The organism is Bacteroides mucinivorans, from assembly GCF_034654355.2.
GTDB classification, from domain to species: domain Bacteria; phylum Bacteroidota; class Bacteroidia; order Bacteroidales; family Bacteroidaceae; genus Bacteroides; species Bacteroides nordii.
Genome location: NZ_CP178179.1, coordinates 5,332,426 through 5,358,594, shown reverse-complemented (window position 1 = coordinate 5,358,594; position 26,169 = coordinate 5,332,426). Strand labels below are relative to the sequence as shown.

The window sequence follows — 26,169 nt, the reverse complement described above, 5'->3', positions numbered from 1 at the left end:
TTGATTTGAACTGACAGGCTGATAATATCTTCTTTTATCCTATCCGGATATCACTGTATATGGCATAGAAGTGTTGATATTTATAACTGTTTTTAGCGTCGCCATATATGACATGCTGATGTACCCTTCAGTGACATCGTGATGTCACCACCCATGACATCGTGATGTCACCACCAGTAACATCAGGGATGTCACCACCCATGACATCGTGATGTCATTGAAGGTGACATCAGCATGTCACTAAAGCTGCCTTATTTATGTATCTATATCCCTTTAAAGGTAGAACTTTTTATGGGCGTAAGTCTATGAATGATAGGAGATTATCATAGGTTGGGTTTATACCCTTCGGTGTGCTGATACAGCTTGCCTCTTTCTTCTCTATTCTCCCTCTATTTTAAGATTTCATGGACTTTACACTAAATTAATTGATGTCATTAATAGTCAGGATTTTGTACCAATACTCCTTTCGATTTATCTATTTCCGTTTGTGGTAACGGTAATAGTGCATTCTTGGGCTGATAATTCAGCTTTCCTGCTGCATGAAGCACATCAGAAGCAATGCCCCATCGTACGAGATCATAGAAACGGTCGAATTCCATTCCAAGCTCTACCCGTCGTTCGTGCCGGATGGCGTCACGAAGTACAGTCTGATCCATCGATTCTATCTTTGGAAGAATATTCGGATTATTGCCACGTGCCCGTGCCCGTACCATCTCAAGATCGGCATTGGCTTCTCCGGTCTTTCCCAACTCATTGGCAGCTTCGGCCGCCATTAGCACTACGTCTGCATAACGGATAAGCCGGATATTTACCCAAAAACCTTTATTGGTATATTCACGTCGTAAGGCCGGGTCTGTATACGCTTTCTTGTTAAAGGCGCGTCCCATAGCCTGAGATACAGGCGATTCATTGTAAGGGGTATTTGTATTTTCAGGAGTGATCGGATCTGTCTCGTTCTTACGGAAGTAGAGAAGGGTTGCGTCTCTACGTGGGTCTCCCGCTTCATAGGCATTATACAACTCTTCAGTTGCCATATTGAATCCCCAGCCAAGATCCCATTGACTTGCGCCACGCACTCCCTGTACTTCACAAAACTGGCTACCTATTACATCGCTGGCAGGCATTGCTGCTGTAGCTGTACATTGTAGTTCGAAAATAGAACCACTGTTATTCTCACCTTCGTCTGTAAATATCTTCTCGTAGGGAGTATTCAGATTATAAAGTCCGCTTGACATGACATCGTTGGCGGCTACATAAAGGCTGTCCCAATTATTGCGCATCATGAACGTACGTGCATGGAGCGAACGGGCAGCACCCCAAGTAAGACGACCTAAGTATTCTGTTGTCCACTGTTCCGGCAGTAGCTTTTCGGCTCCGGCAAGATCCTTATCTATTTGTTTGTAAAGATTCTCTGCGGTGGTTTTGGGCACATTTGCCTCCGAAGAATCATTCACTTTAAAAGTGATCAGAGGAACTTCACCGAAAGCACGTACCAGGTTAAAGTAGCAGTAGGCACGGAAGAACATCGCTTCTCCGCGATTACGGAGATCTTCTTCCGTCAGCTTGCCGCTCGCTTCACTCTCTTCAATAGAGGTAAGGATGTCATTGCACTGGAAGATGATTGCGTAATTCTGACTCCAGTATCCACCCAATAAACCATTGGTAGGTGTGTAGATGAAATCGTCGTACATTTCTGCAATGTCCGAACCATCACTGCTTATACTGCCTTTTTGGGCATCTTCACTTCGGAAACTATGGATGGCGAATGCCGGTGTCCCTGCAGTTATGTTAAAGTTACGCATCATGGTGTAAACGTTGTAAATCTTGCCATTTACCAATGCGTTCGGATCGTCGTCTTCTGTAAATTGTCCTTGTGGACTACGATCTAAAAAGTCGTTACAACTTGTCAGTGTCATCGCCCCGATAACTAATGACAAGGATAATATATAAATATATAGTTTCATAATTGCTTTCTTTGATTATTATTTAATTGACAATTGACAGTTGACAATTGACAGTTGCTATGCAGCCTGATAGCGCAGCTCACTTTCAACTTTCAACTTTCAATTTTCCATTCTCAAAAGGTTAAGTTGATGCCGAAAGTGTAAACGGCGGGCACAGGATAACTACCGTTATCTACTCCGAAAGCAATGGCGGAACCGCCTAATTCCGGTGTATATCCGGTATTATGCTTCCATGTTTTCAGGTTCTGAACATTGAAGTATACCTTCAGCGCCTGCATGCGTGCTTTGGCAATTAACGCTTTATCAAAAGTATACGCCAGTTGCAGGTTACGGATACGGAAGAAACGTCCGCTTTCAACGTAGTATTCCGAATTTTCGCGGTTAATGGAATGCTTCGTATTCAGCAATGGCTGGCTGTTTGATGTGCCTTCTCCATGCCAACGGTCGAGTCGTTGGGCCATATAGTTGAATTGAGCAAAGGTATAGTTATCCCAGGTACGGTATATCTGATTGCCCCCTTGTCCCATCATTTCGACGCTGAGGTCCCAGTTCTTGTAAGATACTCCTAAAGAAATACCGTAGGTGACGTCCGGCGTCGGATCGCCAATCATGGTACGGTCTTCCGGGGTAATCTTGCCATCACCGTTCACATCCTTGAACTTCAAATCACCCGGAGTTACGGTGGCCAAGGTATTGGTAGGAGAGGAGGCTATATCTTCCGGTGACTGGTACACGCCATCTACCTTGTAACCGTAGAAGTAACCTATCGGATAACCGGCCATTGTATAACTTTGGCTCTTATCTCCGGCGATGATAGAATATCCTTCCTGTACCAGACTTTTTACTTTGTTGCTGATCGTAGTCAGGTTTGCACTTACTGAATATCCCCAATCCCCGATCTGATCACGCCAGGTTGCTGCCAGTTCTACACCACTGTTTCTGATTTCTCCCAGATTACCGATGCCCGGGATAGTACCGGAGATACCCGGAACTTCTGCAAGCAAATCTTTCGTATTCTTTTTATAGAATACTCCTTCCAGATGTAACCGGTTGCGGAGCATATTCGTTTCGAATCCCACTTCCCAGGCTTCCACCTTTTCCCAGCGGAGATTGGGGTTAGGCAAATATGCCAGTTGGTATCCCGGATAGATGATGGACGGTTTACCGAATATAGCCGAATATGCATTTTTCAGTAGCGGTTCGGCCGGATAGGCGGTACTCAGATTCTGATTACCCAATGTACCCCATGAACCCTTCAGTTTCAGCATGTCCAGCCAACTGATATCTTTCATAAACTCTTCTTCACTCATTAGCCAGCCTGCACCTACCGAGTAGAAATTTTGCCATTGGTTGCCTGTATATGAAAAGGCGGAGGAGCCATCCCGACGGAACGAACCGTTGAACAGGTATTTCCCTTTGTAATTGTAGATGACACGTGCCAGCATGGATACGGTTGTTCGTTCCCATTGCGTACTACCATTGGTGGCAGTGGCTGCATCTCCGATACTGACAAACCATTTGTCCGGATCGTTGGGGATAACGAGTCCCACTCCTTGTTTGCGGGCGCCATCCAGTCTGCTCAGTGAATTGTAATAGGTAGTAAAACCGGCAGTGGCTGTCAGATTATGTGCACCGTCAGCGAAACTATTGGTATACGTCAGTACGTAATCGCTCTGTACTTTTGTTTCGTTCTGTTTGAACTGGCTCACCTCTGTCTTTCCAGTTCCCAAAGTTGAAACATTACCCTGCACGGTAGGGTCATATACTTTGATAATTGGTGTGTAAGTTCGTCCGTTGTCCGAAGCATAATCCATAGAGAATGTGGCACGGGCTGTGAAATGTTTCAGGAAATCAATTTCACCATATATACTGCCCGAAGCACGGTAGTTTTCAGCTTTGGTAGTATTGGCTTTCAGATCTACATCCACCATCGGGTTGTTCATCTGTGCTTTCTGAAATTCCGGCAAAGCTGTGTAAAGGCCATACTCTGTATTGTATACAGGTGCAACCGGTGTGGTACGTATAGCGCCCAATACCTGTTTGGCATCGGCGGGTAAGATACGTGCGCCGTTCAGTTGGAAACCAACCTTGAAAAAGTCTGTCAGCTTGTACTCGTTACTTGCATTGATGGTCACTTTGCTGAACTTCTCATGCTTGATGTTACCCTGTTCATGGGAATAGCCTACACCCAGATAGAAGCTATGCTTCTCGGAAGCACCTGTAATGCTGATATTGTTATTGGTAATGAATCCGTTCTGGAAAATTTCGTCTTGCCAGTCTGTATTAGCGTTCCAGTTGCTGAAGTCAAAAAGAGCAGTCTCTTCATTGGTCAGCTGTTCATTATATAATTCTTTAAACTGGTCAGCATTGGTCATTGCTATTTTGTCCACAACTGATTTCCAACCGAAAGAAGTATTGATATTTACTCTGGTTTGTCCTTCTTTTGCTTTTTTAGTGGTGATAATGATTACACCGTTCGCACCACGTACACCGAATATGGCTAATGAAGAAGGGTCTTTCAATACCTCCATTGATTCAATATCTTCCGGATTAAGGAAGTTTATATTGTCGTTGAAGAGTCCGTCTACAATATACAAAGGTTTGTAGCCGTTGATAGAATTCGTTCCGCGGATACGTATTTCAGGATCATCACCGGCGCGTCCGTTATTGATAATCTGTACACCGGCAATCTTTCCTTGCAGAGAAGACAGTGGGTTAGTAGCAGGCTTGTTAGCAATTTCTTCACCTTTTATATTGGTAATAGAACCGGTAAGGTCGCGTTTTTTAGCACTACCGTATCCTATGACTACGGTCTCACCCAGCATCTGTGAGTCGTCTTTCATCACAACGTTGATTACCGTTTGCAGTCCCACAGGAATCGTCTGTTTCTGCATACCTACGTATGAAAATTCAAGTACATTATCCGGAGTGACAGAAATAGAATAATTTCCATCCAGGTCAGTGACCGTTCCGGTGGAAGTACCTTGTATCAGTACTGATGCCCCGATCAGGGGTTCATTCAGCGCGTCGGTTACTGTACCTGTCACTGTTCTTGTTTGGGAAAACAGAGATGACGAAGTCAGTAACAGACAGGCTATGGCAAGGATATTCCTTAGCCAGGAGGTTCTCTTCTCTTCAGGAAGATGTTGTAAAGGTCTAGGTCTCATTGCGTTAAATTTTACTATTTACATGAACTACTTTATTAGAATACTCTCTTGGGCCTTATTGTCACATTAAGTGGCGACGAAAATATTAAAGTGAACAAACAAGTAGTAAAAAAGATTAGGATAAGAGTGTTAATCGTGATTTTTAACAGTGGGAAAGAGGACGAAGATGGGGAAGGTGAGATGGCTTGAATCTGATCGGAATGAGCAAAACTCACCACAGAGTAACACAGAGTTCCACAGAGTAGTATTTCTCTGATTGAAACGCGGATTAACACAAATGAACGCAGATTAAAAGACTGTAGTTCTTTATCATATATTTGTTTCCCTTTGTGAAAATCTGCGTTAATCCGCGTTTCATCAAAGATTTAAACTCTGTGGAACTCTGTGTTACTCTGTGGTGAAATACACTCAAATCCGTTCGAATAGTAATCACCGCTTGGCGTACTTCCCTGTGCGGGAAGCACCTCTTTTGCATGCTTCATACATTGCAATATGTTTTCTTCATTTCCGCAGAATGGACCTGATTTTTCTATTTTCAGTGTAGACATTGCTGCGGCAAAGCGTCCGGCTTCTTCGATACTTGCTCCTGCAACCCGCTGGTACAGGTAGCCAATTGTATATGTATCGCCGCATCCGGTGGCATCTGTCACTACATTTGGCTTGTATGCCGGAATCTGATAAAAGGTTTTTCCGTCGAAGATAACCGAACCCATGCTACCAAATGTGAGCAGAACTTCTTTTACTCCCCATTCGTGGAGTCTGTGGGCAGCTTCTGTTACATTGTCATATCCGGTTAATACTTCCATTTCGTGTTCATTTACTTTCAGGAAATGTACGTATTTCAGTGCTTCCCTTTTATTGGCCCAATCCACCGGATAGACGTGTGTATCGCGTACCTCACGCAGGTATCCTTGAGAATCAATAGCAACCAGCCCTTTACCGGCAAGATGTTTGATGACATCTATCGAAAAATCATCAGCCAGCAAAGACCCCAGATGAAAAATATCCGCTTCGATGTTCTCAAGTTGTTGTACGGTGAATGGATCTGCTTTGGCGAGTACTCTTTGGGTACGTTCATCCTGATTTTCGCCATATATGTTTTCGAAGTAAACGGAATATTTGCTGGGAAGGGTGGTTACATCAATACCGGCATCACGCATTTTGTCTATAACGTTCAGCTCACTGTCTCCTACTGCAGTAACCAATTTATAATCAACATCGTTCAGATGTCGGATAGCATATGAACAGTAATAAGCAGTTCCTCCTGGCATGAATACCGTGGATTGAGGTGTTACTACCTTATCTAAAGTGATGTGTCCGATGCAACAAAGAGTATGTTTCTTCATTTTAATCTTTGGTTAAATGAAAAAGCCTTCAAGAGTAGTTCTTGAAGGCTTTTTAGTGTTTGTGCGGCTGAAGGGACTCGAACCCCCACGTCGCGAGACACCAGATCCTAAGTCTGGCGCGGCTACCAATTACGCCACAGCCGCAAAATCCGTGACTAATTTTTTCTTTAGCGGTGCAAAGATAGATATATTTTTTGTTTTGCCAAACGAAAGATGAATAAAAGTGTTTATTTTAGTAATTTCCGTGCTTCTTCTATAATCGTATCGAGTCCATTGACTTCATCTTTGTAGTTTATATCTACTTTTACATCCGGATCAATTCCCCACTCAATGTGGTTCATGTTTTTGTCAAAGTGCGGGCTGGCAGAAAAACGGATCGTCCAGCCATTAGGGAGTTCGGATGAAAAAGGCATGCCTGATCCTCCTCCGGTTTTATCACCTACGATTGTTACATTAGGAAGACATCTCATATGATTTACGAAATCGTTGGTAGCACTGTATGAATGCCGATTGGTGAGTACGGCTACTTTCTTTTGCCAGCGAATACCTTTGGCAGGTTCCAGATAGATAGCATATGGTTTTGAGAAGTCATTGTGTCCTGGACCTGTTTTATGACAGATATACCCTGTTAGTATTTTCTTTTCTGTAAATCTCGAAGCTATTTTTGCTGAGTTTGTTGCATTCCCTCCGGAATTTTGGCGGACATCAATAATGAGTCCTTTGCAGTTAGAAAGATAAGAGAAAACCCTGTCTAAATCATTATTATCAATACCTTCGGAAAATTTTTCATAATAGATATAACCTATTTTATCGTTCAGTATTTTATATTTGAAACCGGCTGTCTGTTGATAGTTTTGCCCCAGATAATAGTTGCTTTCTATCGTTGCTTCACTGAAATTGCGTGGTGAGTCAAGCCAGAAGTCAAAGTGTGTCTGATTGTCAGTAGAGGTTAAGTTGACATGTCCGTCCTGGAGTTCGTACAACATATCGCTGAGTACCTGAAAGAGATCCCGGTCATCCATTTCCGGCTCAATAAATTTACGTTTCCTTTCTCCGATTTTTTTCCAGTCTATGCCTTTATAGTCCAGAAAGCAATATCGCTCGTCGATGATTTTCCAGAGTTGTTCAAAGTTTCCTGCTGGGTCATTGGTGTACTCTTCTTCCCCGATGCAGGCGGTTAACCCACTCAGGCAACAGAATATAAGCACAACTTTAATCCACCAGTTTCTCATCTTTCCATTTACAATTTACAAATTACAATTGTCTACGCTATCACTCTGCATAGTACTTCTCCCCTTTCCATTCTCCCTTTAATACGCTCTTATTGAAGCCGGCAATGGTGTTCCGTTTTTGTTACGGATCAGATACAGGTCTTTTACGAATCCTACCATGAATACGTGTGAATATGTATGTGTCCGGATATCATTAACATCCGATTGCTGTAAATCTGCTATATAACTGAAGCGCATCTTTGCATAGCGAATCGGGAAGTCTATGGATAACATTTGTCTCATGGAGGGTTGGTTGTGTAGTGAAGTAAATTGTACTACTCCGCTGGAATTACCCAATGTGAATATTTCGTAATAAGATTGACCGTAGTGAGGTGAAAACATAACTCCTATTACCGGCACATTGACTTGATAGCGAAATGTGAGTGGATAATTTTTTATTTTAGCATGCCAGATTGCCATGCCGGAAGCGTCGAGATTGAGAAATGCCCGTGCTGATGCCGGGTTATTGGTATTGCGCAGATTGTATACAAACCCTCCGTTAATGTCTGCCAAAGCACCTGCCAGCAGTTTAAAGTTTTCTGTGATACGGAATTGGTAATGCAATCCATAATTCCAATTCACTAATCCGGCAAAGGTATTATTGTTATCTACCCGGTTATGTGTATATCCAATGTTTGCCTGAAAAAAGTTTTGTACGGATACTTTTCCATTAAGTAACTTAGTCATACGCATTGTTTCCCGTGAGATACGAAAGTCGATACCTTTATATTCCTGTGGCGACAGATAGGTGTCGAATATATTGGTATAACCTATTCCGTACATAGTGGCACGGGTCACATAGCGGTTGGCTTGCAACGAATCTACCTGAGCATACAGTCCATGGCAGAGAGCCAGCAGACAATATCCGGTTAGACCAATCTTTAACAGTATCTTCTTTTTCATTGACAAACCTTTATTTAGTTGAAAATTGAAAATGGAAAGTTGAAAATGGGAACCGGTTTTATGACAAGGTATAATGCAGTTGCCCTCATTTTCAACTTTCAACTTTCAATTTTCCATTATTCAAACAGCTTCATCTGTCCAGTCATCTCGTCCAGAATATCCCCTTCACTTTTGCCGTGATCCGGATCGAGAATCTCTTTTTCCTCCTCTGTCTCCTCTTCTTCTTTAGGGGCGGGAGGTTCAGGGAAGCGTGTCGGTTCCAGTTCGTTGATCGTTTCTACCGTATAAGTAGTGATACGTTTACCTTTTGCCTTAAAGCCTTTGACAGCTATAAATTCATCGGCATCTATCACCATCGGATCTCGGAAACTGTCATGACCGCTAAAGATGACTTCCAGACGTGGATAATATTCATCAGTCAACAGAATCAGTTGATTCGCTTTATTTTCTCCCAGATAATTTTGTTTGCGGGAGGCACTTTCAAAGCAGAAACGTTTCAGATATGGATAGTTCTGCTGATCAGCGTCGTATAATACGGCTGTCCAAACTTTGTTGGAATCAAACTTCTCAACGATACTTACATTGTTTTCGTAATGGTTGCTCACATCGAAGTTTGTTGTATAGAACTCGCCTGTATTGAGAACTACCAGGATAGAGTCGTCGCTCTGGAACTCTCCCAGATATTCACCTCGTCCGTCATAGTTGAGGCGTAGTACATCCCGGTCGAACCAGACTTTACGTCCCCCAAGCGTAGAACCTCCGCGTTGCTTTAAGGCTATCTTGTGTACCGGCAGACGAGTCAGAATAACTCCCTGTGCCTGGCGACTCTTAATACCAATCTCGCTGAAATCCCGTTCGAAGATGATGCGACGTACGCGTGGGTTCGGTTTCAACGTTACTTTTATGATCTCGGCTTCTCCGTTAGGGTTTGCGCTGAAATAAGTGATCCGTGATTCGGGAGTACCTTGTGTTACGTCATATTCGCGATCCCGTACGATGGAGGTTACAGCAAAACGTTTTATATAGGTTGTTCCCTCTTTTCCGTCGCGGTAAGTTACATTATAGATCGTTCGTTTATCATTCTTCTTGAATACATTGACATACAGTATGTTTTTACCTACGAACTTTTTGTCGGCTACAGGAGTGATCATATATTTACCATCTCTGTAGAAGATGATTACGTCGTCTATATCCGAACAGCAGGCTACGAATTCATCCTTCTTTAGTGCTGTGCCGATAAATCCTTCTTCTCGGTTGATGTATAGCTTTTCGTTAGCTTCCACCACTTTGGTTGCTTCGATGGTATCAAAGTTACGTAGTTCTGTACGGCGAGGGAAATTCTTACCATATTTTTCTTTCAACATCTGGTACCAGCTAATAGTGTATTCCACGATATTGGCCAGATGATTGTCTATTTCGGCAATCTCCGATTTCATCTTAGCAATATTTTCCTCTGCTTTGTCTGAGTTGAACTTTAGGATACGTCCCATTTTGATTTCCATCAGTTTCAGGATGTCTTCCTTGGTTACTTCCCGTACGAATTGCGGATAGAAAGGAGTTAATCGGTTATCAATATGTTCGCACGCAGCATCCATATCTTTGGATTGTTCAAACTCTTTATCCTTATAAATACGTTCTTCAATAAATATCTTTTCGAGTGAAGCAAAGTGGAGGCTTTCCTGTAACTCACCTTTGTGTATTTCAAGCTCCTGACGAAGAAGGTCGAGTGTATTGTCCGCCGACTTTCTTAGTACATCACTGATAGCCAGAAAGTGTGGTTTATTATCATCGATTACACAGCAGTTGGGTGATATGCTTACTTCACAATCGGTAAAAGCATACAACGCATCAATGGTTTTGTCCGATGAAGTTCCTGCTGCCAGGTGTACCAATATCTCTACGTTGGCAGAAGTGTTATCATCTACTTTGCGTACTTTGATTTTCCCTTTATCTACGGCTTTCAGAATGGAATCGATTACTGTTGTAGTGGTTCTTCCATAAGGAATTTCCGTAATCGCTAATGTTTTGTTATCAATCTTATTGATTTTGGCACGTATCTTCACAGAACCACCCCGTTCGCCGTCATTATACTTGGATACGTCTATAGAGCCTCCTGTTTGAAAGTCCGGGTAGAGTTTAAAGCTTTCTCCATGCAGATAACTGATAGATGCGTCACACAATTCATTGAAGTTGTGTGGCAATATTTTAGAAGAAAGTCCTACTGCGATACCTTCTACTCCCTGTGCCAATAGTAGCGGAAATTTAACAGGTAAAGTAATAGGTTCTTTGTTTCGTCCGTCGTAAGACAACTTCCATTCCGTTGTTTTTGGGTTGAATACTACGTCGAGTGCGAATTTAGAGAGACGGGCTTCGATATAACGTGGAGCAGCTGCACCATCACCGGTGAGAATGTTACCCCAGTTACCCTGACAATCCACTAGCAAATCTTTTTGCCCCAGCTGTACCAGTGCATCTCCGATAGAAGCATCTCCGTGTGGGTGAAACTGCATGGTATGTCCCACGATGTTTGCCACTTTGTTGTAACGTCCGTCATCCAGTCTCCTCATGGAGTGTAGTATACGGCGTTGTACAGGCTTCAGTCCATCATTGATATGGGGGACGGCACGTTCCAGAATAACATACGAAGCATAGTCCAGAAACCAGTTCTGGTACATACCTGTGAGTTGATGTTTTACGCTTTCGTTGTGGGAGTCCGCCGGCTTATAGTCTGAATGTTCTTCCGTTATCTCGTTGATTTCGTCACTCATATGGTTAATATTCCTCTTGTTTTAACAACAAATTATCTTTTTTACATCATTATAGAACGATGTGCACGCAAAAATACGAATTTTCTCCAAAAAAATCATTTACTTTGCGAATTATTTCCGAGTGTGATTTACAGGCAGATATCGGAATCGTAAATTGTAAATGATTAAATTGTAAATAAAACAATGGCACAAGAAGACGTTTTTAAGAAATTGGTATCACATTGCAAAGAGTATGGTTTTGTATTTCCTTCAAGTGATATTTACGACGGACTGGGAGCTGTATACGACTACGGCCAGATGGGAGTTGAACTCAAAAATAATATTAAGAAATACTGGTGGGACAGCATGGTATTGCTGCACGAGAATATTGTCGGCATTGACTCTGCAATCTTTATGCACCCCACTATCTGGAAGGCTTCCGGACACGTTGATGCATTCAATGACCCGTTGATTGATAACAAAGATTCTAAAAAACGCTATCGTGCAGACGTACTTATCGAAGACCAATTGGCTAAGTACGACGATAAAATGAATAAAGAAGTAGCTAAGGCTGCTAAAAAGTTTGGTGATGCTTTTGATGAGGCACAGTTCCGCAGTACAAATGGCCGTGTCCTTGAACATCAGGCTAAGCGTGATGCGCTTCATACCCGTTTTGCAAAAGCATTAAACGATGGTAATCTTGACGAACTCCGTCAGATAATTATTGACGAAGAAATCGTTTGTCCTATTTCCGGTACTAAGAACTGGACAGAAGTCCGTCAGTTCAACCTGATGTTCTCTACTGATATGGGATCTACTTCGGAAGGTGCAATGAAAATATACCTTCGTCCGGAAACAGCACAAGGTATTTTCGTGAACTACCTCAATGTACAGAAAACCGGTCGTATGAAAATACCTTTTGGTATTGCACAGATTGGTAAAGCTTTCCGTAATGAGATCGTAGCCCGTCAGTTCATTTTCCGCATGCGCGAATTCGAACAGATGGAGATGCAGTTCTTTGTAAAGCCGGGTACTGAACTGGAGTGGTTCCCAAAATGGAAAGAAATGCGTTTGAAATGGCATAAAGCACTTGGTTTCGGCGATGATCATTATCGTTTCCACGACCATGATAAGCTGGCTCACTACGCTAATGCCGCTACAGATATCGAATTCCTTATGCCGTTTGGTTTCAAAGAAGTAGAAGGTATACATTCACGTACTAATTTCGACCTTAGCCAGCATGAGAAATTCTCCGGAAAGAGTATCAAATACTTCGATCCTGAACTAAATGAGTCATACACTCCGTACGTTATCGAAACTTCTATCGGTGTGGATCGTATGTTCCTCAGTATCATGAGTGCTGCTTATTGCGAAGAGCAACTCGAAAACGGTGAAAGCCGCGTGGTATTGAAACTTCCTGCAGCTCTTGCTCCGGTGAAGTTGGCCGTAATGCCTTTGATAAAGAAAGACGGACTGCCCGAAAAGGCCCGCGAGATTATTGATAGTCTTAAGTTCCACTTCCATTGTCAGTATGACGAGAAAGACAGTATCGGAAAACGTTATCGTCGTCAGGATGCCATTGGTACTCCATATTGTGTAACGGTTGACCATCAAACGCTGGAAGATAACTGTGTGACTTTGCGTAATCGCGATACCATGCAGCAGGAACGTGTAGCGATCTCTGAATTGAACAATATCATTGCTGACAGAGTAAGCATCACTTCGCTTTTGAAAACTTTACAATAAATCCTTGACGAATGAATAAGAAAATCTATTTATTACCAATCCTATTGCTGGCACTTGTCTTTACTTCTTGTGAAGAAACGAAAGAAGTGAGCAGATATGATAATTGGCAGGCACGAAATGAGGCGTTTATCGACTCTTTGTATAATGTTTATACTACGGAGGCCGATCATGGTGGATTGGATAGCATTCATCTTATGTCTGCTCCGGGTGCCTGTATCTTTTATAAGGAGCTGAAACCGATAACGAATGATCCAAAGTTAAATCCGAATCCGACAAATCTGGATGAGGTTATCGAAGGATATGTTTCTCAAGATATGCAACCTTTTTATACAGATAGTGTATATATGTATTATAAAGGTACTTTAATTATCGGAGACCGATTTGATGGATTCAAAGGTGCAAACCCTACAGCCTTTGACTCTCCGAAGAAATTCAAAGTAACAGGTGTAATTACTGGTTGGACTGAGATGCTTCAGCGTATGAAAGTAGGAGAGCGAAGGTTAGTTTACATACCTTGGAACTATGGTTATGGTTCCAGTGGTAGTGGTAGCATTTTAGGGTATTCCACATTGATTTTTGATATGCAGTTGTATAGTATCGAAAATCGTAGTTCGAATTCGCTGTCGACCTTGGCTGTAGAAGAATAGATTTCTATATATAAAGGAAGTAGCCTGTTTCTCATAGTGATGAGGGACAGGTTTTTTTTGTTGATAAACGAAGCTTTAGGCTTTTATAGAAGAGTTTTTATGGAAACAGGTAATCATACTTGTCATACCTTACTTCAGGACGACTGTAGGAAAAAACGGTGAATTTTTGATTTCTCTTAATTGGAAAGAGTTTACTATAGAGTGTTATTTGTCCGATTTTTAATGATAAGGTTCAGTGTGGCTTCGTAACTCAAATCTGTACAGCATAGAGTCTTGTTCTGATTTGATAAAAAAGGGTTATAGTGAAAGAAAATTAGTGATAGATGTTTTACGGCATATTTCCTAACTTTTCTTAGGAGTAGTATGTTGTATTTAATAGAATACACCCTTGATGTAATCTGCATTACATGTATTCACTGTAATTATTTCTATTTTTATATCGTACTTAAATATGAATGCCCATGAAAGAACTCATCAACCATCTGGAAGAATTAAACAGAAAAGCTGAGAACGGCGGCGGAGATGCCCGAATTGAGAAACAACACTCAGTAGGAAAGCTGACAGCCCGTGAACGTATTGATTTACTTTTGGAGAAAGGATCGTTTATCGAACTTGATAAACTTGTGACGCATCGTTGTACCGACTTTGGTATGGAGAAACAGAAGATACCAGGGGATGGGGTAGTTACCGGTTACGGTATGATAGGCAAACGACTGGTTTATGTTTTTGCCCAGGACTTCACAGTGTTCGGAGGGGCACTTTCGGAGACGTATGCCAAAAAGATCTGCAAGGTGATGGATATGGCCATGCAGATGGGTGCCCCGATAATCGGGCTCAATGATTCCGGGGGTGCCCGTATTCAGGAAGGGGTTCGTTCGCTGGCCGGATATGCTGAAATATTTCTTCGTAACTCGATGGCATCGGGGGTAATACCGCAAATCAGTGCCATCATGGGCCCATGTGCCGGTGGTGCTGTGTATTCTCCGGCTCTGACCGATTTTATCCTGATGGTGAAGAATTCCGGTTATATGTTCATTACCGGACCGGACGTAGTGAGGAGTGTGACACAGGAAGAGGTGAGTAAAGAAGAATTGGGTGGAGCTGCTGTACATACTTCTATATCCGGTGTAGCACATCTGGCTGCTGAAAATGATATTGAATGTATCAATTATATTCGTGAATTAATCTCCTTCCTGCCCGGAAATAATATGGAAGAACCTCCATTTGTTGCTACTTCCGATTCGCCCACGCGGCTCACACCAGAGCTTTCTATGCTGGTACCTACCAATCCGAATCAACCCTATAATATAAAGGAGATGATCGAGGCAGTAGCCGATGACAATAGTTTCTTTGAACTTCAGGCAGAGTATGCGGCGAATATTGTCATTGGTTATATTCGTCTGAATGGGAAAACTGTGGGAGTGGTGGCTAACCAACCGCTGGTACTTGCCGGTACATTGGATATTGATGCTTCTGTCAAGGCGGCTCGTTTTGTCCGCTTCTGCGATGCTTTCAATATTCCGCTACTGACTTTGGTGGACGTACCGGGTTTCTTGCCGGGAGTTGACCAGGAATATGGTGGCATTATTCGTAACGGTGCCAAGTTGCTATATGCTTATTGTGAGGCTACCGTACCTAAGGTGACGGTTATCACACGCAAAGCTTATGGTGGTGCCTATGATGTAATGAGCTCCAAACATATCCGGGGAGATGTGAACTTTGCTTTTCCTACGGCCGAGATTGCCGTGATGGGGCCGGATGGGGCTGTGAATATTCTGTTCCGTAAAGAAATAGACAAAGCAGGAGATCCTGAAGAGAAACGAAAAGAGCTTCAGACTGAATATCGCGAGAAATTTGCAAATCCTTATCGGGCTGCCGAACTCGGTTATGTGGATGAAGTGATTGATCCGGCTATTACTCGTATGCGGTTGATCCGTAGTTTTGAGATGTTAGCTAATAAACGCCAGTCCAATCCACCCAAAAAGCATTCTAATTTACCGCTTTAATATTGTAGGAGGAAACATATTATGATAAAAAAAATATTAGTAGCCAACCGTGGTGAGATTGCTATGCGTATTTTCCGTACCTGCCGGGTGATGAATATTGCTACGGTAGCGATTTACACACGGGTAGACCGTGGAGCGTTGCATGTGCGTTACGCCGAAGAAGCCTATTGCATTTCTGATTCACCGGAGGATACCTCTTATTTGAAACCGGAAAAGATTCTGGAAATAGCCAAAAAGACTGGGGCTGCCATTCATCCGGGCTATGGTTTCTTGTCGGAGAATGCTGATTTTGCCCGTCGTTGTGAGGAAGAAGGAGTGATTTTTATTGGTCCGAGTGCTGATATAATTGCCCGGATGGGTATTAAGACGGAGGCGCGGAAGATCATGAGAGAAGCTGGCCTACCCATTGTTCCGGGCACAGAACAGCCGGTTCAGGGCATTGCCGAAGCTAAAAAGGTAGCAGCAGAAGTCGGTTATCCGATTATGCTGAAAGCATTGGCAGGTGGTGGCGGAAAGGGAATGCGACTGGTGCGTTCCGAAGAAGAGGTTGAGATGGCTCTTCGTCTGTCCCAATCCGAAGCCGGAACTTCATTTGGAAACGATGCGGTTTATATAGAGAAGTATATCGAAAATCCCCATCATATCGAAGTGCAGATATTGGGTGATAAATATGGGAATGTAATTCATCTGTATGAACGTGAATGCTCCATCCAACGACGAAACCAAAAGGTAATAGAAGAGTCTCCTTCTCCTTTTGTGAAAGAGGAGACGCGGAAACGGATGTTGAAGGTGGCTGTAGAGGCTTGCAGGAAAATAGGATATTACAGTGCCGGGACTTTGGAGTTTATGATGGATAAAGACCAGAACTTCTATTTTCTTGAAATGAATACCCGGCTTCAGGTAGAACATCCGGTAACGGAAGAATGTACCGGTGTTGATCTTGTACGTGATATGATTCTTGTTGCTGCCGGCAATCGCTTGCCTTATCATCAGGAAGATATTGAGTTTAGAGGTGCGGCCATCGAATGTCGTATTTATGCCGAAGACCCGGAAAATAACTTTATGCCGTCGCCGGGAGTCATTACGGTACGTGAAGCTCCCGAAGGACGTAACGTTCGCCTGGATAGTGCCGCCTATGCCGGATTTGAGGTGTCATTGCATTATGATCCGATGATTGCCAAGCTCTGTTGCTGGGGAAGAAACCGTACTTCTGCCATATCAAATATGGCCCGTGCTTTGCGGGAGTATAAGATACTGGGTATTAAAACCACCATTCCGTTCCATCAGCGTGTCTTGAAGAATGCCGCTTTTCTGAAAGGGGAGTATGATACTACGTTTATTGATACTCGGTTTGACAAGGAAGATTTGAAACGGCGTCAGAATACCGATCCTACCGTAGCTGTAATTGCAGCTGCGCTGAAGCATTTTGAGAAGGAAAAAGAGGCAGCGTCGAGGGCTACTACTCTTCCGGTAGTAGGAGAATCCCTTTGGAAATATTATGGTAAACTGCAGATGACTGCCAATAACTATTAAAAACATCAGAGATTATGAGTACAACATTAGCAACCTATTATGCCCGGCTTCTGGATATGCCCGACAATGAGTATAAAGTTGAGATTCTTGAAGATGGCCCTGTGAAGAAAATAGCTGTCAATGGAAAAGTGTATGAGGTGGATTATAACCTTGGCGGTGATTCCATTCATTCTATAATCATTGATCATCATTCTCATGGAGTGCAGATTTCGTCTTCCAATTCTACATATACTATCATGAACAAAGGAGAACTTTATCAGATAGAACTGAAAGGCGAAATGGAAAAGATACACAATTCCCGTAATACTGCCGAATCTGTGGGGCGTCAAGTAGTTCAGGCGCCAATGCCCGGAGTGATATTGAAAACATATGTAAAGAAGGGAGATGTAGTGCAGCGAGGAGACCCGCTTTGCGTACTGGTAGCTATGAAGATGGAAAACGAAATCCGTTCGCTAACGGACGGTATAGTCAAAGAGATCTTTGTAGAAGATACGGCAAAAGTAGGGTTGAACGACCGTATTATGGTGATTGAGTAATAATGTGCCAATATGCTAATGTGCCAATGCCTTTCGGCAGTACAGCGCAGCATATTGGCAAATTAGTATATTGGTACATTATTAAAAATAATTTCTTTCATATGTAATGTAGATTACACATTTATTAGCTTTTATTTTGCTCCTTTGCACAAGTAAAGAGAATATGGGTTCTGTTAACCGGCCGGTAGTATACTTAATATTTAGTGTCTTATGAAAATAAAAGAGATTATTCATTGGCTACTTCCTTCCAGGCGCTGGAAGATGGTAGCCATTGCCTTGTCCGGTCTGATTATCGGGGGAGGGTTGTTTTTCTTGTATATGCTCCGGGCGCATACCTATCTGGGCGACGACCCGGCCGCTTGCGTCAATTGCCATATCATGGGACCCTATTATGCTACTTGGATGCACAGTTCTCACGGACGGGATGCTACGTGTAATGATTGTCATGTACCTCATGAGAATCCGATAAAAAAGTGGGCGTTCAAGGGCATGGATGGTATGCGTCATGTTGCGGTGTTTCTCACTCGTGGCGAGCATCAGGTAATAAAAGCAAATGATGAAAGTGCAGAAGTAATCATGAACAATTGTATCCGTTGTCATACACAGCTCAATACCGAGTTTGTGTCTACCGGGCGTATCAATTATATGATGTCTCAGGTAGGAGAAGGAAAGGCCTGCTGGGATTGTCATCGTGATGTGGCACATGGGCAAAACAGCCTTTCTACTACCTCGGATGCACTGGTTCCTTATCCGGAATCGCCAGTGCCGGAATGGCTTCGTAAAATGATAAATAAATAAATTCATAAATAGATCTGTCAATTATCCTGTTTTCAATTGCTGTATGAATAGCATTGGTACATTTGGCTTATTGGCACATTAGCACATTATCAATATGGAAAAGAAATTAAAGGCATGGCAAGGATGGCTGTTGTTTGGTGGAGCAATGGTTGTTGTATTCGTTTTGGGACTGGTGGTCTCTTCATTAATGGAACGCCGGGCAGAGATAGTCAGTGTATTCAATAACAAACGGGTAGAGATTAAAGGTATCGAGGCTCGTAATGAGGTTTTCGGAGAGAATTATCCCCGGCAATACGACACATGGAAACAAACTGCGCAGACTGATTTTGAAAGCGAATTTAATGGTAGTGAAGCAGTAGATGTACTTGAAAAACGTCCTGAAATGGTGGTTCTTTGGGCTGGATATGCTTTCTCTAAAGATTATACAACTCCACGTGGACATATGCATGCCATTGAAGACATCACCCGAAGTCTTCGTACCGGTGCCCCGATGGATCCTCACAGTGGTCCGCAGCCTTCTACTTGCTGGACTTGTAAAAGCCCGGATGTACCCCGTATGATGGAAGCGCTTGGTGTTGACTCTTTTTACAATAACAAGTGGGCTGCTTTTGGCAATGAGATTGTAAATCCCATTGGTTGTGCCGATTGTCATGAACCGGAGAATATGAAGCTACACATCAGCCGTCCGGCGTTGCGTGAGGCATTTGCCCGTCAAGGAAAAGACATTGATAAGGCTACCCCGCAGGAGATGCGTTCATTGGTATGTGCACAGTGCCATGTGGAATATTACTTCAAGGGTGACGGTAAGTATCTGACTTTCCCCTGGGACAAAGGCTTCACAGTGGAAGATATGGAGGCATACTATGATGAGGCTGATTTTGCCGATTATACACACGCGCTGAGCAAAGCACGTATCCTCAAAGCACAACATCCCGACTATGAGATTTCTCAGATGGGTATCCATGCACAACGTGGCGTATCATGTGCTGATTGCCATATGCCGTATAAGAGTGAAGGGGGAATGAAGTTCAGCGATCATCATATACAAAGCCCGTTAGCGATGATTGATCGTACTTGTCAGGTGTGTCATCGCGAGAGTGAAGAAACACTTCGTAATAATGTATACGACCGTCAGCGTAAAGCAAATGAAATCCGTAACCGTCTGGAACAAGAATTGGCAAAAGCTCATATCGAAGCTAAGTTTGCATGGGATAAGGGGGCTACAGACCTGCAGATGCAGGAGGCACTGAAGCTGATTCGTCAGGCACAATGGAGATGGGACTTTGGAGTCGCTTCACACGGGGGCTCTTTCCATGCTCCACAGGAAATTCAACGTATTCTGGGTCATGGCTTGGACAAAGCTTTGCAGGCGCGTTTAGCTATTTCTAAGGTTTTGGCCAATAATGGATTTACAGGTGAAGTACCAATGCCGGATATTTCTACCAAGGCCAAAGCACAGGAATACATCGGTCTTGACATGAAGAAAGAACATGAGAATAAAGATAAATTCCTGAAAGAAGTTGTTCCGCAATGGCTGAAAGAGGCAAAGGCTAACGGGCGCTTAATTAGTTGAGAGTTGAAGGTTGCTACGTAGTGTAAGTAACTGACTCTCCACTGTATAATAACTAACTTTTAACTAAGTAATACATTACAATTAAATGCTTATTTAGCAGGTTATTATTGAAACGCAAATAAACGCAGGTTTTCTGTAAGGAATATTGTTTTCAAGCATAATGCAGCAATCTAATTCGCGAAAATCTGCGTTTATTTGCGTTTCAATAAATATTAATCAGCAGTATATTCATACTGCATAGTAACTTTCAACTTTTAACTCTCAACTTTCAACTTAAAAAAGATGTGGCAAAAACCATGGGGATATAAAGAAGGGTTTGCTGTTTGCGGTGGGCTCTTTCTTGTGGGTACTCTCTGGCAGGTAGCGCTCGGAAAGTGTACGCTTTCTTTGCTCGCCTGGCCGGTGAATATTTATGCGGGAGTAGTCTATGTACTTCTGTTACTTGTATTGTATATTTTCTTTCGTAAGTACTACTTTGTTCGTTGGATGAGCAGTTATCAGGCAGCTGTCAGCGCTATGATTTCTTTAGTGGTGATAACGGTTATTATGGGGTTTACCCGTCAGTACCGTCCGGAAGTTGCCGTTACAGGAATTGAAGGTTGGCTGGGATTCTCGCAGATGCTTTCCGCTTGCTCTTTTGTATTACTCTTCTTTTGGTTTGTTACATTGCTGGGGATGGTCATTCTCCGGCGGATCCATCACTTTAAAGTACGTGATATTCCTTTTCTGTTTAATCATCTCGGATTATTTTTAGCTCTGACCGGTGCTGTGTTGGGAAGTGCCGATATGCAACGGCTTGAAATGACTACTCAAACGGGTAAGGCAGAATGGCGGGCGTTTAATAAACAAAAAGAGATGCTGGAATTGCCATTGGCGATAGAACTGCATGATTTCACTATTGATGAATATCCACCCAAACTTATGTTGATAGACAATGAATCGGGAAAAGCACTTCCGGCAGGACAACCGGTGAATGTGCTGATAGAAGATGATTTCAGCAAAGGAGAATTGCAGGATTGGGAAATTGAGGTAACGGAAAAGTTGCCCATGGCGGCCAGTGTAGCTACCGAAGACACCGTTCGGTTTGTAGAGTTTCATTCAATGGGGGCAGCGTGTGCAATCTACGTGAAAGCTCAAAATACAATGAGTGGTGAGCAGCGTGAAGGGTGGGTGAGTTGCGGTAGCTTTATGTTTCCGTACAAAGCGCTTCGCTTGAATCAGAAAGTAAGTCTTATTATGCCCGAACGCGAACCGAAACGTTTTGCATCCGAAGTAACCGTTTATACACAATCCGGAGAAAAGGCAGAAGCCACGATTGAAGTAAATCGACCTTTTGAAATAGAGGGCTGGAAAATATATCAATTGAGTTATGACGAGTCGAAAGGACGTTGGAGTGATATCAGCGTGTTCGAGTTGGTTAGTGATCCCTGGTTGCCTGTGGTTTATACGGGCATATGGATGATGATAGCCGGTGCTGTCTGTATGTTTGTATTGTCACACAAAAGAAAGGAGGAGAAAGTATGAGTTGGGATCTTTTCGGATGGTTTGCTGCTGTGTCTCTTTGTCTTTGGGGCTTTGGAGCTCTCACTGCCTGGAAAGGTAAGTCAATGGGTTGGGTACTGGGACCTACATTGGCAGGATTGCTTGTCTTTTTTGCCTTTATCCTTGGGATGTGGATTTCATTGGAGCGTCCACCCATGCGTACAATGGGGGAGACCCGTTTGTGGTATTCCTTTTTCTTACCATTGGCAGGTATCATCACTTATGTTCGCTGGCGCTATAAGTGGATACTCAGTTTCAGCTTTGTATTGTCACTGGTGTTTATCTGTGTCAATCTTTTTAAGCCTGAAATTCATAATAAGACACTGATGCCTGCTTTGCAAAGTCCCTGGTTTGCACCGCATGTCATCGTATATATGTTTGCTTATGCCATGCTTGGGGCAGCCACGGTAATGGCAGTTTATCTGTTATGGATAAAGAAGAAACCGGCAGCCGAACGGGAAATGGAACTTTGTGATGATCTGGTGTATGTGGGGCTCTCGTTTATGACCCTGGGGATGCTTTTCGGTGCTTTGTGGGCTAAAGAGGCATGGGGACACTACTGGAGTTGGGACCCAAAAGAGACGTGGGCAGCTGCCACATGGATAGGTTACCTCTGTTATATTCACTTCCGGCTTCATCAACGCAGGAGCCATCGCAAGGCACTCGCCGGATTATTGGTTTGTTTTCTTTTACTTCAAATGTGTTGGTATGGCATCAATTATCTGCCTTCGGCACAAGGAACGAGTGTACATACTTATAATTTAAACTAATATTGTATGAAACTGACTGCTATTATTTTAACCGGATTGGTACTGTGCTCTTCTGTTGTCTGCGCACAGGAAGAGAAGAACGAGTTTAGTATTGATGCACAACTGCGTGCCCGCGGTGAATATCGCAATGGCGTACTTAGTCCGCGTGCCGACGGACAGTTACCTGCCTTTTTTATAAACAATCGTGCCCGTTTTTCACTTGGATACAAGCGGGATCGTCTGCAAATGAAGCTTTCTGCCCAACATGTAGGTGTGTGGGGACAAGACCCTCAGATTGATAAGAACGGACGTTTTATTCTTCATGAGGCATGGGCAAAGCTGGATTTGGGGAAAGGTGTCTTCGCACAGTTGGGACGCCAGTCATTGGTATATGATGATGAACGTTTACTGGGTAGTCTCGATTGGAATGTGGCAGGACGTTTTCATGATGCATTGAAGTTGGGATACGAAGCCGGGAAACACAAAATGCACCTTGTCCTCGCTTTCAATCAGAATGATGAAAAAACGATAGGTGGCAACTATTATGATCCTTCTAAAGCACAGCCTTATAAAACCATGCAGACTTTATGGTATAACGGTCAGTGGGCTAAGAATTTCAATGCCTCTTTGCTTTTCATGAATGTAGGCTATGAGACCGGAACGCCCGAAAAAGGAAAAACGAATTATATGCCTACCACCGGAACTTATCTCACCTATACTCCAGGTAACTGGACGTTAAACGGAAGTGCTTACTATCAGTTTGGTAAAAGGAAAGTGGGCGATGAGGTGAAAAAGGTCTCAGCCTATATGTTCGGTGTGAAAGCGGGATATAAAATCAATCAGCAATGGTCCGTCAGCATATTGACCGATTATCTGAGCGGTGATCCGGAAAGTAGTAAGGCCTCTACATTCGATCCGCTTTATGGCACTCATCATAAGTTTTATGGTGGTATGGATTACTTCTATGCTTCTGCTTACAATAAAGGTTTGTGGGACAAGCAGCTGAGTGTTGACTTTAAACCCACTTCCCGTTGGGCCCTGTCACTGAATTATCATCACTTTTCTACTACTTATGACGTAACAGTAGAGGGAGATGAAGGACGTAGTCTCGGATCAGAGTTCGACCTGCAGGTAGATTACACAGTGATGAAGGATGTGAAACTGACGGTTGGTTACTCAACCATGCTCGGGACGAAATACATGGATGTGGTGAAAGGCGGTAACCATGATGCCTGGCAAGACTGGGGATGGGTCTCTCTCAATATCAACCCACGTATTTTCTTTGCTAAATGGTAGGACTGTAACGGAAAAAGAGCTATTTTTGTCACAAACCAAAGAGAAGTACTGTGGTAAAAATCGATTTTACAGATGAGTATAAACAACTGCTGTGGCAGATACCTCTTTTCCGGGACTTAGATGTGAATGTAAAACATCGTCTAATGGACGAACTTGAATTTACATTGTACAAGGTATCCCGTAAAGAGGTGGTGCTGCAACAAGATACGCGTTGCAATCATTTGTATGTGCTGCTGAAAGGCGAGCTGGAGGTTAATATCATCGATGTAGCCGGCAATCTGGTAAAGGTAGAAGAGATCATCGCACCCCGCGCCTTTGCTACTCCGCATCTGTTTGGCGAAAACAATATTCTGCCTGCCACCTTTACCGTAAGTAAAGATTCTATTCTTCTTATGGCTACCCGTACTTCGGTTTTCAAACTGATAAGTTCCGTGCCACAGTTACTCCATAGTTTTCTTTGTGTGACAGGCAACTGCAATAAATGTACCGTTACCCGTTTGCGTATCCTCTCTTATAAGAACCTTCGCAGTCGTTTCGTTTATTATCTCATGGAGCATCGCACCTCTGATGGTATCGCTTTGTTGGAGCATAATCAGGTACAACTGGCAGATTATTTAGGAGTAACCCGTCCTGCCCTGTCAAAAGAGATCAATAAGATGATAAAAGAGGGATTGATCTCTGTGGATAAGAGAGAGGTTACCTTGTTGAATATGCAAGGATTGAAGGAGTATATTTGATGTGATAAAGTATGTAAATGTTAGATTAATGAATTTTTTCTTCACGAAATGCAAATAATTAGTAATATCATCTCCAAGAATAAAATTCTCATATGATTTGTTGGGTATTAAGCCTGTCTTTTCCATGTTGTTATTTCTGCTTTTGTTATTAATTCTAAAGATTTTTATTTTTATACTTTAAAGCCTTCTATGGTTCATCTTCATAATTAGAAATTAATATATTTACAATTTTCTTTCTCCATACCCATATCATTAGTCCTAAATTGTCAAAATCATATACCTTTTGATTTTGTCCTCTATTTTTGCTAACAGGTACGTATAAGATATCTGCATTGTCAGGTTGCTGATAATCTATTAACATCAAGAAGTCTTCATAAAACATATTTATCAAATTTTTGCCTTTCCAATAACACTTTTTATCACATTTAATTGTTTCAATTTTGCCATTTTCAACCCAAACTTTAAAATTGAAATTATCGAAATAATAGGTGTCATAATATATGTATGGATCATCGTAAGACTCTATCTTGTGAGGTAAATGTAAATAGTTAGAAATGCTGTCTCCTAACACAAAAATTTCATAAGATTTGTTAGGTATTAATCCTGCTTCTGCCATATTAATGAATTTATTTCGTTATTTTATGCGAGTCAGTTGCTGGTAGTGTTTCCTGACTCTGTTAATTCTCTCATTTGTCTTTTTTATATATTGTTAGAAGACAGCATGCTAAAAGAGTGAACTTGATGGTTATTAAAATTAGTTCCAATGGGTTTCACCTTTATCTTTCTTTAGAGCAGCACCTCTAATGTCATTTATCTTTTTCTGGATCTTCTTTCTCTCTTTAGCAGGAGCCGTTTTCATCTTTTTTTGTAACTCCTTAATACGTTTTTCTGCTTTCTTTAATGCTCTTCCACCATCACCATGTGGCATTCCTTTCGTAGACTTTTTTCCGGATCTTATACCCAAAGTACTATTAGGCGAGCCATCTGGAAAAATAGCCTCTTTAGCCATTTCTATACCTGCTTTCCTTATAAAACGTCCTGTTAATAAATCGTATACAGTATTGGTTTGTTCTATCCTTCCGGAAGCGGGAAGTCCATATTGGGTTCAGGCATTTCCTTGGTTTACATTTGTAGCTCTAACTTCCTTGCAAAGGTTCTCTATTATTCATCTTTGTAGTTGTAAATTAATATTGTTCTTATTTTCTCTCTCCATACCCATAATGTTAGTCCCAAGTTGTCAAAGTAATGAACTCTTTGGTTTTGTCCCCTATCTCTACTTATGGGAACATATACGAAATCATCACTATCAGACTGCTGGTAATTAATAAGAGTCAAGAACTCTTTATAGAACATCTTTATTAAGTTTTTATCCTGCCAATAACACTCTATATCACAGCAAATAGTCTCTATTTTACCATTTTCAACCCACACTTCAAAATTGAAATTATCAAAATAATAAGTATCATGGCATATATATGGATCGTCATCATAAAAATCGATGCGATGAGGTAAATGTAAATAGTTAGAAATATTATCTCCTAAAACAAAAATATCGTATGATTTATTGGGGATTAAACCTTTTTTCTTCATGTTGTCTAAAATGTTTTG

At 42.3% G+C, this 26,169-nt stretch carries 19 protein-coding genes, 1 tRNA gene and 1 pseudogene; 11 read left to right on the top strand and 10 right to left on the bottom strand.

The features are described 5' to 3' along the window. Window positions 1-434 precede the first annotated feature (434 nt). The 7 genes and pseudogenes from VCM39_RS20350 to VCM39_RS20320 all read right to left on the bottom strand — a co-directional run bounded on the left by VCM39_RS20350 (window position 435) and on the right by VCM39_RS20320 (window position 11,419). The gene (locus VCM39_RS20350) at window positions 435-1,964 is read right to left on the bottom strand and encodes a RagB/SusD family nutrient uptake outer membrane protein (RefSeq protein WP_221651215.1); all 1,530 of its coding nucleotides are present in this window, start codon (window positions 1,962-1,964) and stop codon (window positions 435-437) included. A 113-nt stretch (window positions 1,965-2,077) separates the two neighbouring features. Next, complete coding sequence (locus VCM39_RS20345) at window positions 2,078-5,131, bottom strand: SusC/RagA family TonB-linked outer membrane protein (RefSeq protein WP_221651216.1); 3,054 nt, start codon at window positions 5,129-5,131, stop codon at window positions 2,078-2,080. Between the two features lie 461 nt (window positions 5,132-5,592). Further along, a pseudogene (locus VCM39_RS20340) lies at window positions 5,593-6,477 on the bottom strand (carbohydrate kinase family protein); the annotation flags it as partial. A gap of 62 nt (window positions 6,478-6,539) precedes the next feature. Continuing rightward, window positions 6,540-6,621 (bottom strand) — tRNA-Leu (locus VCM39_RS20335). Between the two features lie 83 nt (window positions 6,622-6,704). Beyond that, window positions 6,705-7,709: a S41 family peptidase gene (locus VCM39_RS20330; RefSeq protein WP_221651218.1), complete on the bottom strand. Its 1,005-nt coding sequence runs from the start codon at window positions 7,707-7,709 to the stop codon at window positions 6,705-6,707. A gap of 78 nt (window positions 7,710-7,787) precedes the next feature. Further along, a complete protein-coding gene (locus VCM39_RS20325; protein WP_221651219.1) occupies window positions 7,788-8,651 on the bottom strand; it encodes a DUF3316 domain-containing protein in 864 nt (287 codons plus the stop codon). 116 nt (window positions 8,652-8,767) lie between these two features. Beyond that, complete coding sequence (locus tag VCM39_RS20320; RefSeq protein ID WP_221651220.1) at window positions 8,768-11,419, bottom strand: DNA gyrase/topoisomerase IV subunit A; 2,652 nt, start codon at window positions 11,417-11,419, stop codon at window positions 8,768-8,770. 183 nt (window positions 11,420-11,602) lie between these two features. Between VCM39_RS20320 and VCM39_RS20315 the strand changes: the two genes are divergently transcribed. The 11 genes from VCM39_RS20315 to VCM39_RS20265 all read left to right on the top strand — a co-directional run bounded on the left by VCM39_RS20315 (window position 11,603) and on the right by VCM39_RS20265 (window position 24,561). Further along, on the top strand, window positions 11,603-13,144 hold the full coding sequence (locus VCM39_RS20315; RefSeq protein ID WP_002558859.1) for a glycine--tRNA ligase: 1,542 nt from the start codon (window positions 11,603-11,605) through the stop codon (window positions 13,142-13,144). 11 nt (window positions 13,145-13,155) lie between these two features. Further along, window positions 13,156-13,791 carry an FKBP-type peptidyl-prolyl cis-trans isomerase gene (locus tag VCM39_RS20310; protein WP_221651221.1) on the top strand — a complete coding sequence of 212 codons (636 nt, stop codon included), beginning with the start codon at window positions 13,156-13,158 and terminating at the stop codon, window positions 13,789-13,791. A gap of 461 nt (window positions 13,792-14,252) precedes the next feature. Further along, on the top strand, window positions 14,253-15,797 hold the full coding sequence (locus VCM39_RS20305) for an acyl-CoA carboxylase subunit beta (protein ID WP_195348718.1): 1,545 nt from the start codon (window positions 14,253-14,255) through the stop codon (window positions 15,795-15,797). A 21-nt stretch (window positions 15,798-15,818) separates the two neighbouring features. Beyond that, window positions 15,819-17,330: an acetyl-CoA carboxylase biotin carboxylase subunit gene (gene accC, locus VCM39_RS20300; protein ID WP_322933184.1), complete on the top strand. Its 1,512-nt coding sequence runs from the start codon at window positions 15,819-15,821 to the stop codon at window positions 17,328-17,330. A 14-nt stretch (window positions 17,331-17,344) separates the two neighbouring features. Further along, a complete protein-coding gene (locus tag VCM39_RS20295; protein WP_322933185.1) occupies window positions 17,345-17,866 on the top strand; it encodes a biotin/lipoyl-containing protein in 522 nt (173 codons plus the stop codon). A gap of 210 nt (window positions 17,867-18,076) precedes the next feature. After that, the gene (gene nrfH / locus VCM39_RS20290) at window positions 18,077-18,664 is read left to right on the top strand and encodes a cytochrome c nitrite reductase small subunit (protein WP_322933186.1); all 588 of its coding nucleotides are present in this window, start codon (window positions 18,077-18,079) and stop codon (window positions 18,662-18,664) included. 94 nt (window positions 18,665-18,758) lie between these two features. Beyond that, window positions 18,759-20,237, top strand: coding sequence for an ammonia-forming cytochrome c nitrite reductase (gene nrfA, locus VCM39_RS20285; protein WP_221651224.1), 1,479 nt, complete (start codon window positions 18,759-18,761; stop codon window positions 20,235-20,237). Window positions 20,238-20,519: 282 nt separating this feature from the next. Beyond that, window positions 20,520-21,761, top strand: coding sequence for a cytochrome c biogenesis protein ResB (locus VCM39_RS20280; RefSeq protein WP_289292300.1), 1,242 nt, complete (start codon window positions 20,520-20,522; stop codon window positions 21,759-21,761). Continuing rightward, window positions 21,758-22,549, top strand: a complete 792-nt coding sequence (locus VCM39_RS20275; RefSeq protein ID WP_289292299.1) for a cytochrome c biogenesis protein — start codon at window positions 21,758-21,760, stop codon at window positions 22,547-22,549. Before VCM39_RS20280 ends, VCM39_RS20275 begins: the two co-directional genes overlap by 4 nt. A 6-nt stretch (window positions 22,550-22,555) precedes the next feature. Next, window positions 22,556-23,824, top strand: coding sequence for an alginate export family protein (locus VCM39_RS20270; protein ID WP_322933187.1), 1,269 nt, complete (start codon window positions 22,556-22,558; stop codon window positions 23,822-23,824). A gap of 50 nt (window positions 23,825-23,874) precedes the next feature. Continuing rightward, window positions 23,875-24,561: a Crp/Fnr family transcriptional regulator gene (locus VCM39_RS20265; protein ID WP_007483570.1), complete on the top strand. Its 687-nt coding sequence runs from the start codon at window positions 23,875-23,877 to the stop codon at window positions 24,559-24,561. 187 nt (window positions 24,562-24,748) lie between these two features. On the opposite strand, the gene VCM39_RS20260 is transcribed toward VCM39_RS20265, so the two are convergent. The 3 genes from VCM39_RS20260 to VCM39_RS20250 all read right to left on the bottom strand — a co-directional run bounded on the left by VCM39_RS20260 (window position 24,749) and on the right by VCM39_RS20250 (window position 26,151). Further along, window positions 24,749-25,177, bottom strand: coding sequence for a hypothetical protein (locus VCM39_RS20260; protein ID WP_025867069.1), 429 nt, complete (start codon window positions 25,175-25,177; stop codon window positions 24,749-24,751). A gap of 138 nt (window positions 25,178-25,315) precedes the next feature. After that, the gene (locus VCM39_RS20255) at window positions 25,316-25,570 is read right to left on the bottom strand and encodes a hypothetical protein (RefSeq protein ID WP_322933188.1); all 255 of its coding nucleotides are present in this window, start codon (window positions 25,568-25,570) and stop codon (window positions 25,316-25,318) included. Between the two features lie 152 nt (window positions 25,571-25,722). Next, window positions 25,723-26,151: a hypothetical protein gene (locus tag VCM39_RS20250; protein ID WP_025868370.1), complete on the bottom strand. Its 429-nt coding sequence runs from the start codon at window positions 26,149-26,151 to the stop codon at window positions 25,723-25,725. Window positions 26,152-26,169: the final 18 nt, after the last annotated feature.

What these genes read in the sequence shown, in the direction of transcription:
- VCM39_RS20350 (WP_221651215.1), bottom strand. Translation starts at nt 1,964, where the DNA reads ATGAAACTATATATTTATATATTATCCTTGTCATTAGTTATCGGGGCG.
- VCM39_RS20345 (WP_221651216.1), bottom strand. Translation starts at nt 5,131, where the DNA reads ATGAGACCTAGACCTTTACAACATCTTCCTGAAGAGAAGAGAACCTCC.
- VCM39_RS20330 (WP_221651218.1), bottom strand. Translation starts at nt 7,709, where the DNA reads ATGAGAAACTGGTGGATTAAAGTTGTGCTTATATTCTGTTGCCTGAGT.
- VCM39_RS20325 (WP_221651219.1), bottom strand. Translation starts at nt 8,651, where the DNA reads ATGAAAAAGAAGATACTGTTAAAGATTGGTCTAACCGGATATTGTCTG.
- VCM39_RS20320 (WP_221651220.1), bottom strand. Translation starts at nt 11,419, where the DNA reads ATGAGTGACGAAATCAACGAGATAACGGAAGAACATTCAGACTATAAG.
- VCM39_RS20315 (WP_002558859.1), top strand. Translation starts at nt 11,603, where the DNA reads ATGGCACAAGAAGACGTTTTTAAGAAATTGGTATCACATTGCAAAGAG.
- VCM39_RS20310 (WP_221651221.1), top strand. Translation starts at nt 13,156, where the DNA reads ATGAATAAGAAAATCTATTTATTACCAATCCTATTGCTGGCACTTGTC.
- VCM39_RS20305 (WP_195348718.1), top strand. Translation starts at nt 14,253, where the DNA reads ATGAAAGAACTCATCAACCATCTGGAAGAATTAAACAGAAAAGCTGAG.
- accC (WP_322933184.1), top strand. Translation starts at nt 15,819, where the DNA reads ATGATAAAAAAAATATTAGTAGCCAACCGTGGTGAGATTGCTATGCGT.
- VCM39_RS20295 (WP_322933185.1), top strand. Translation starts at nt 17,345, where the DNA reads ATGAGTACAACATTAGCAACCTATTATGCCCGGCTTCTGGATATGCCC.
- nrfH (WP_322933186.1), top strand. Translation starts at nt 18,077, where the DNA reads ATGAAAATAAAAGAGATTATTCATTGGCTACTTCCTTCCAGGCGCTGG.
- nrfA (WP_221651224.1), top strand. Translation starts at nt 18,759, where the DNA reads ATGGAAAAGAAATTAAAGGCATGGCAAGGATGGCTGTTGTTTGGTGGA.
- VCM39_RS20280 (WP_289292300.1), top strand. Translation starts at nt 20,520, where the DNA reads ATGTGGCAAAAACCATGGGGATATAAAGAAGGGTTTGCTGTTTGCGGT.
- VCM39_RS20275 (WP_289292299.1), top strand. Translation starts at nt 21,758, where the DNA reads ATGAGTTGGGATCTTTTCGGATGGTTTGCTGCTGTGTCTCTTTGTCTT.
- VCM39_RS20270 (WP_322933187.1), top strand. Translation starts at nt 22,556, where the DNA reads ATGAAACTGACTGCTATTATTTTAACCGGATTGGTACTGTGCTCTTCT.
- VCM39_RS20260 (WP_025867069.1), bottom strand. Translation starts at nt 25,177, where the DNA reads ATGGCAGAAGCAGGATTAATACCTAACAAATCTTATGAAATTTTTGTG.
- VCM39_RS20255 (WP_322933188.1), bottom strand. Translation starts at nt 25,570, where the DNA reads ATGGCTAAAGAGGCTATTTTTCCAGATGGCTCGCCTAATAGTACTTTG.
- VCM39_RS20250 (WP_025868370.1), bottom strand. Translation starts at nt 26,151, where the DNA reads ATGAAGAAAAAAGGTTTAATCCCCAATAAATCATACGATATTTTTGTT.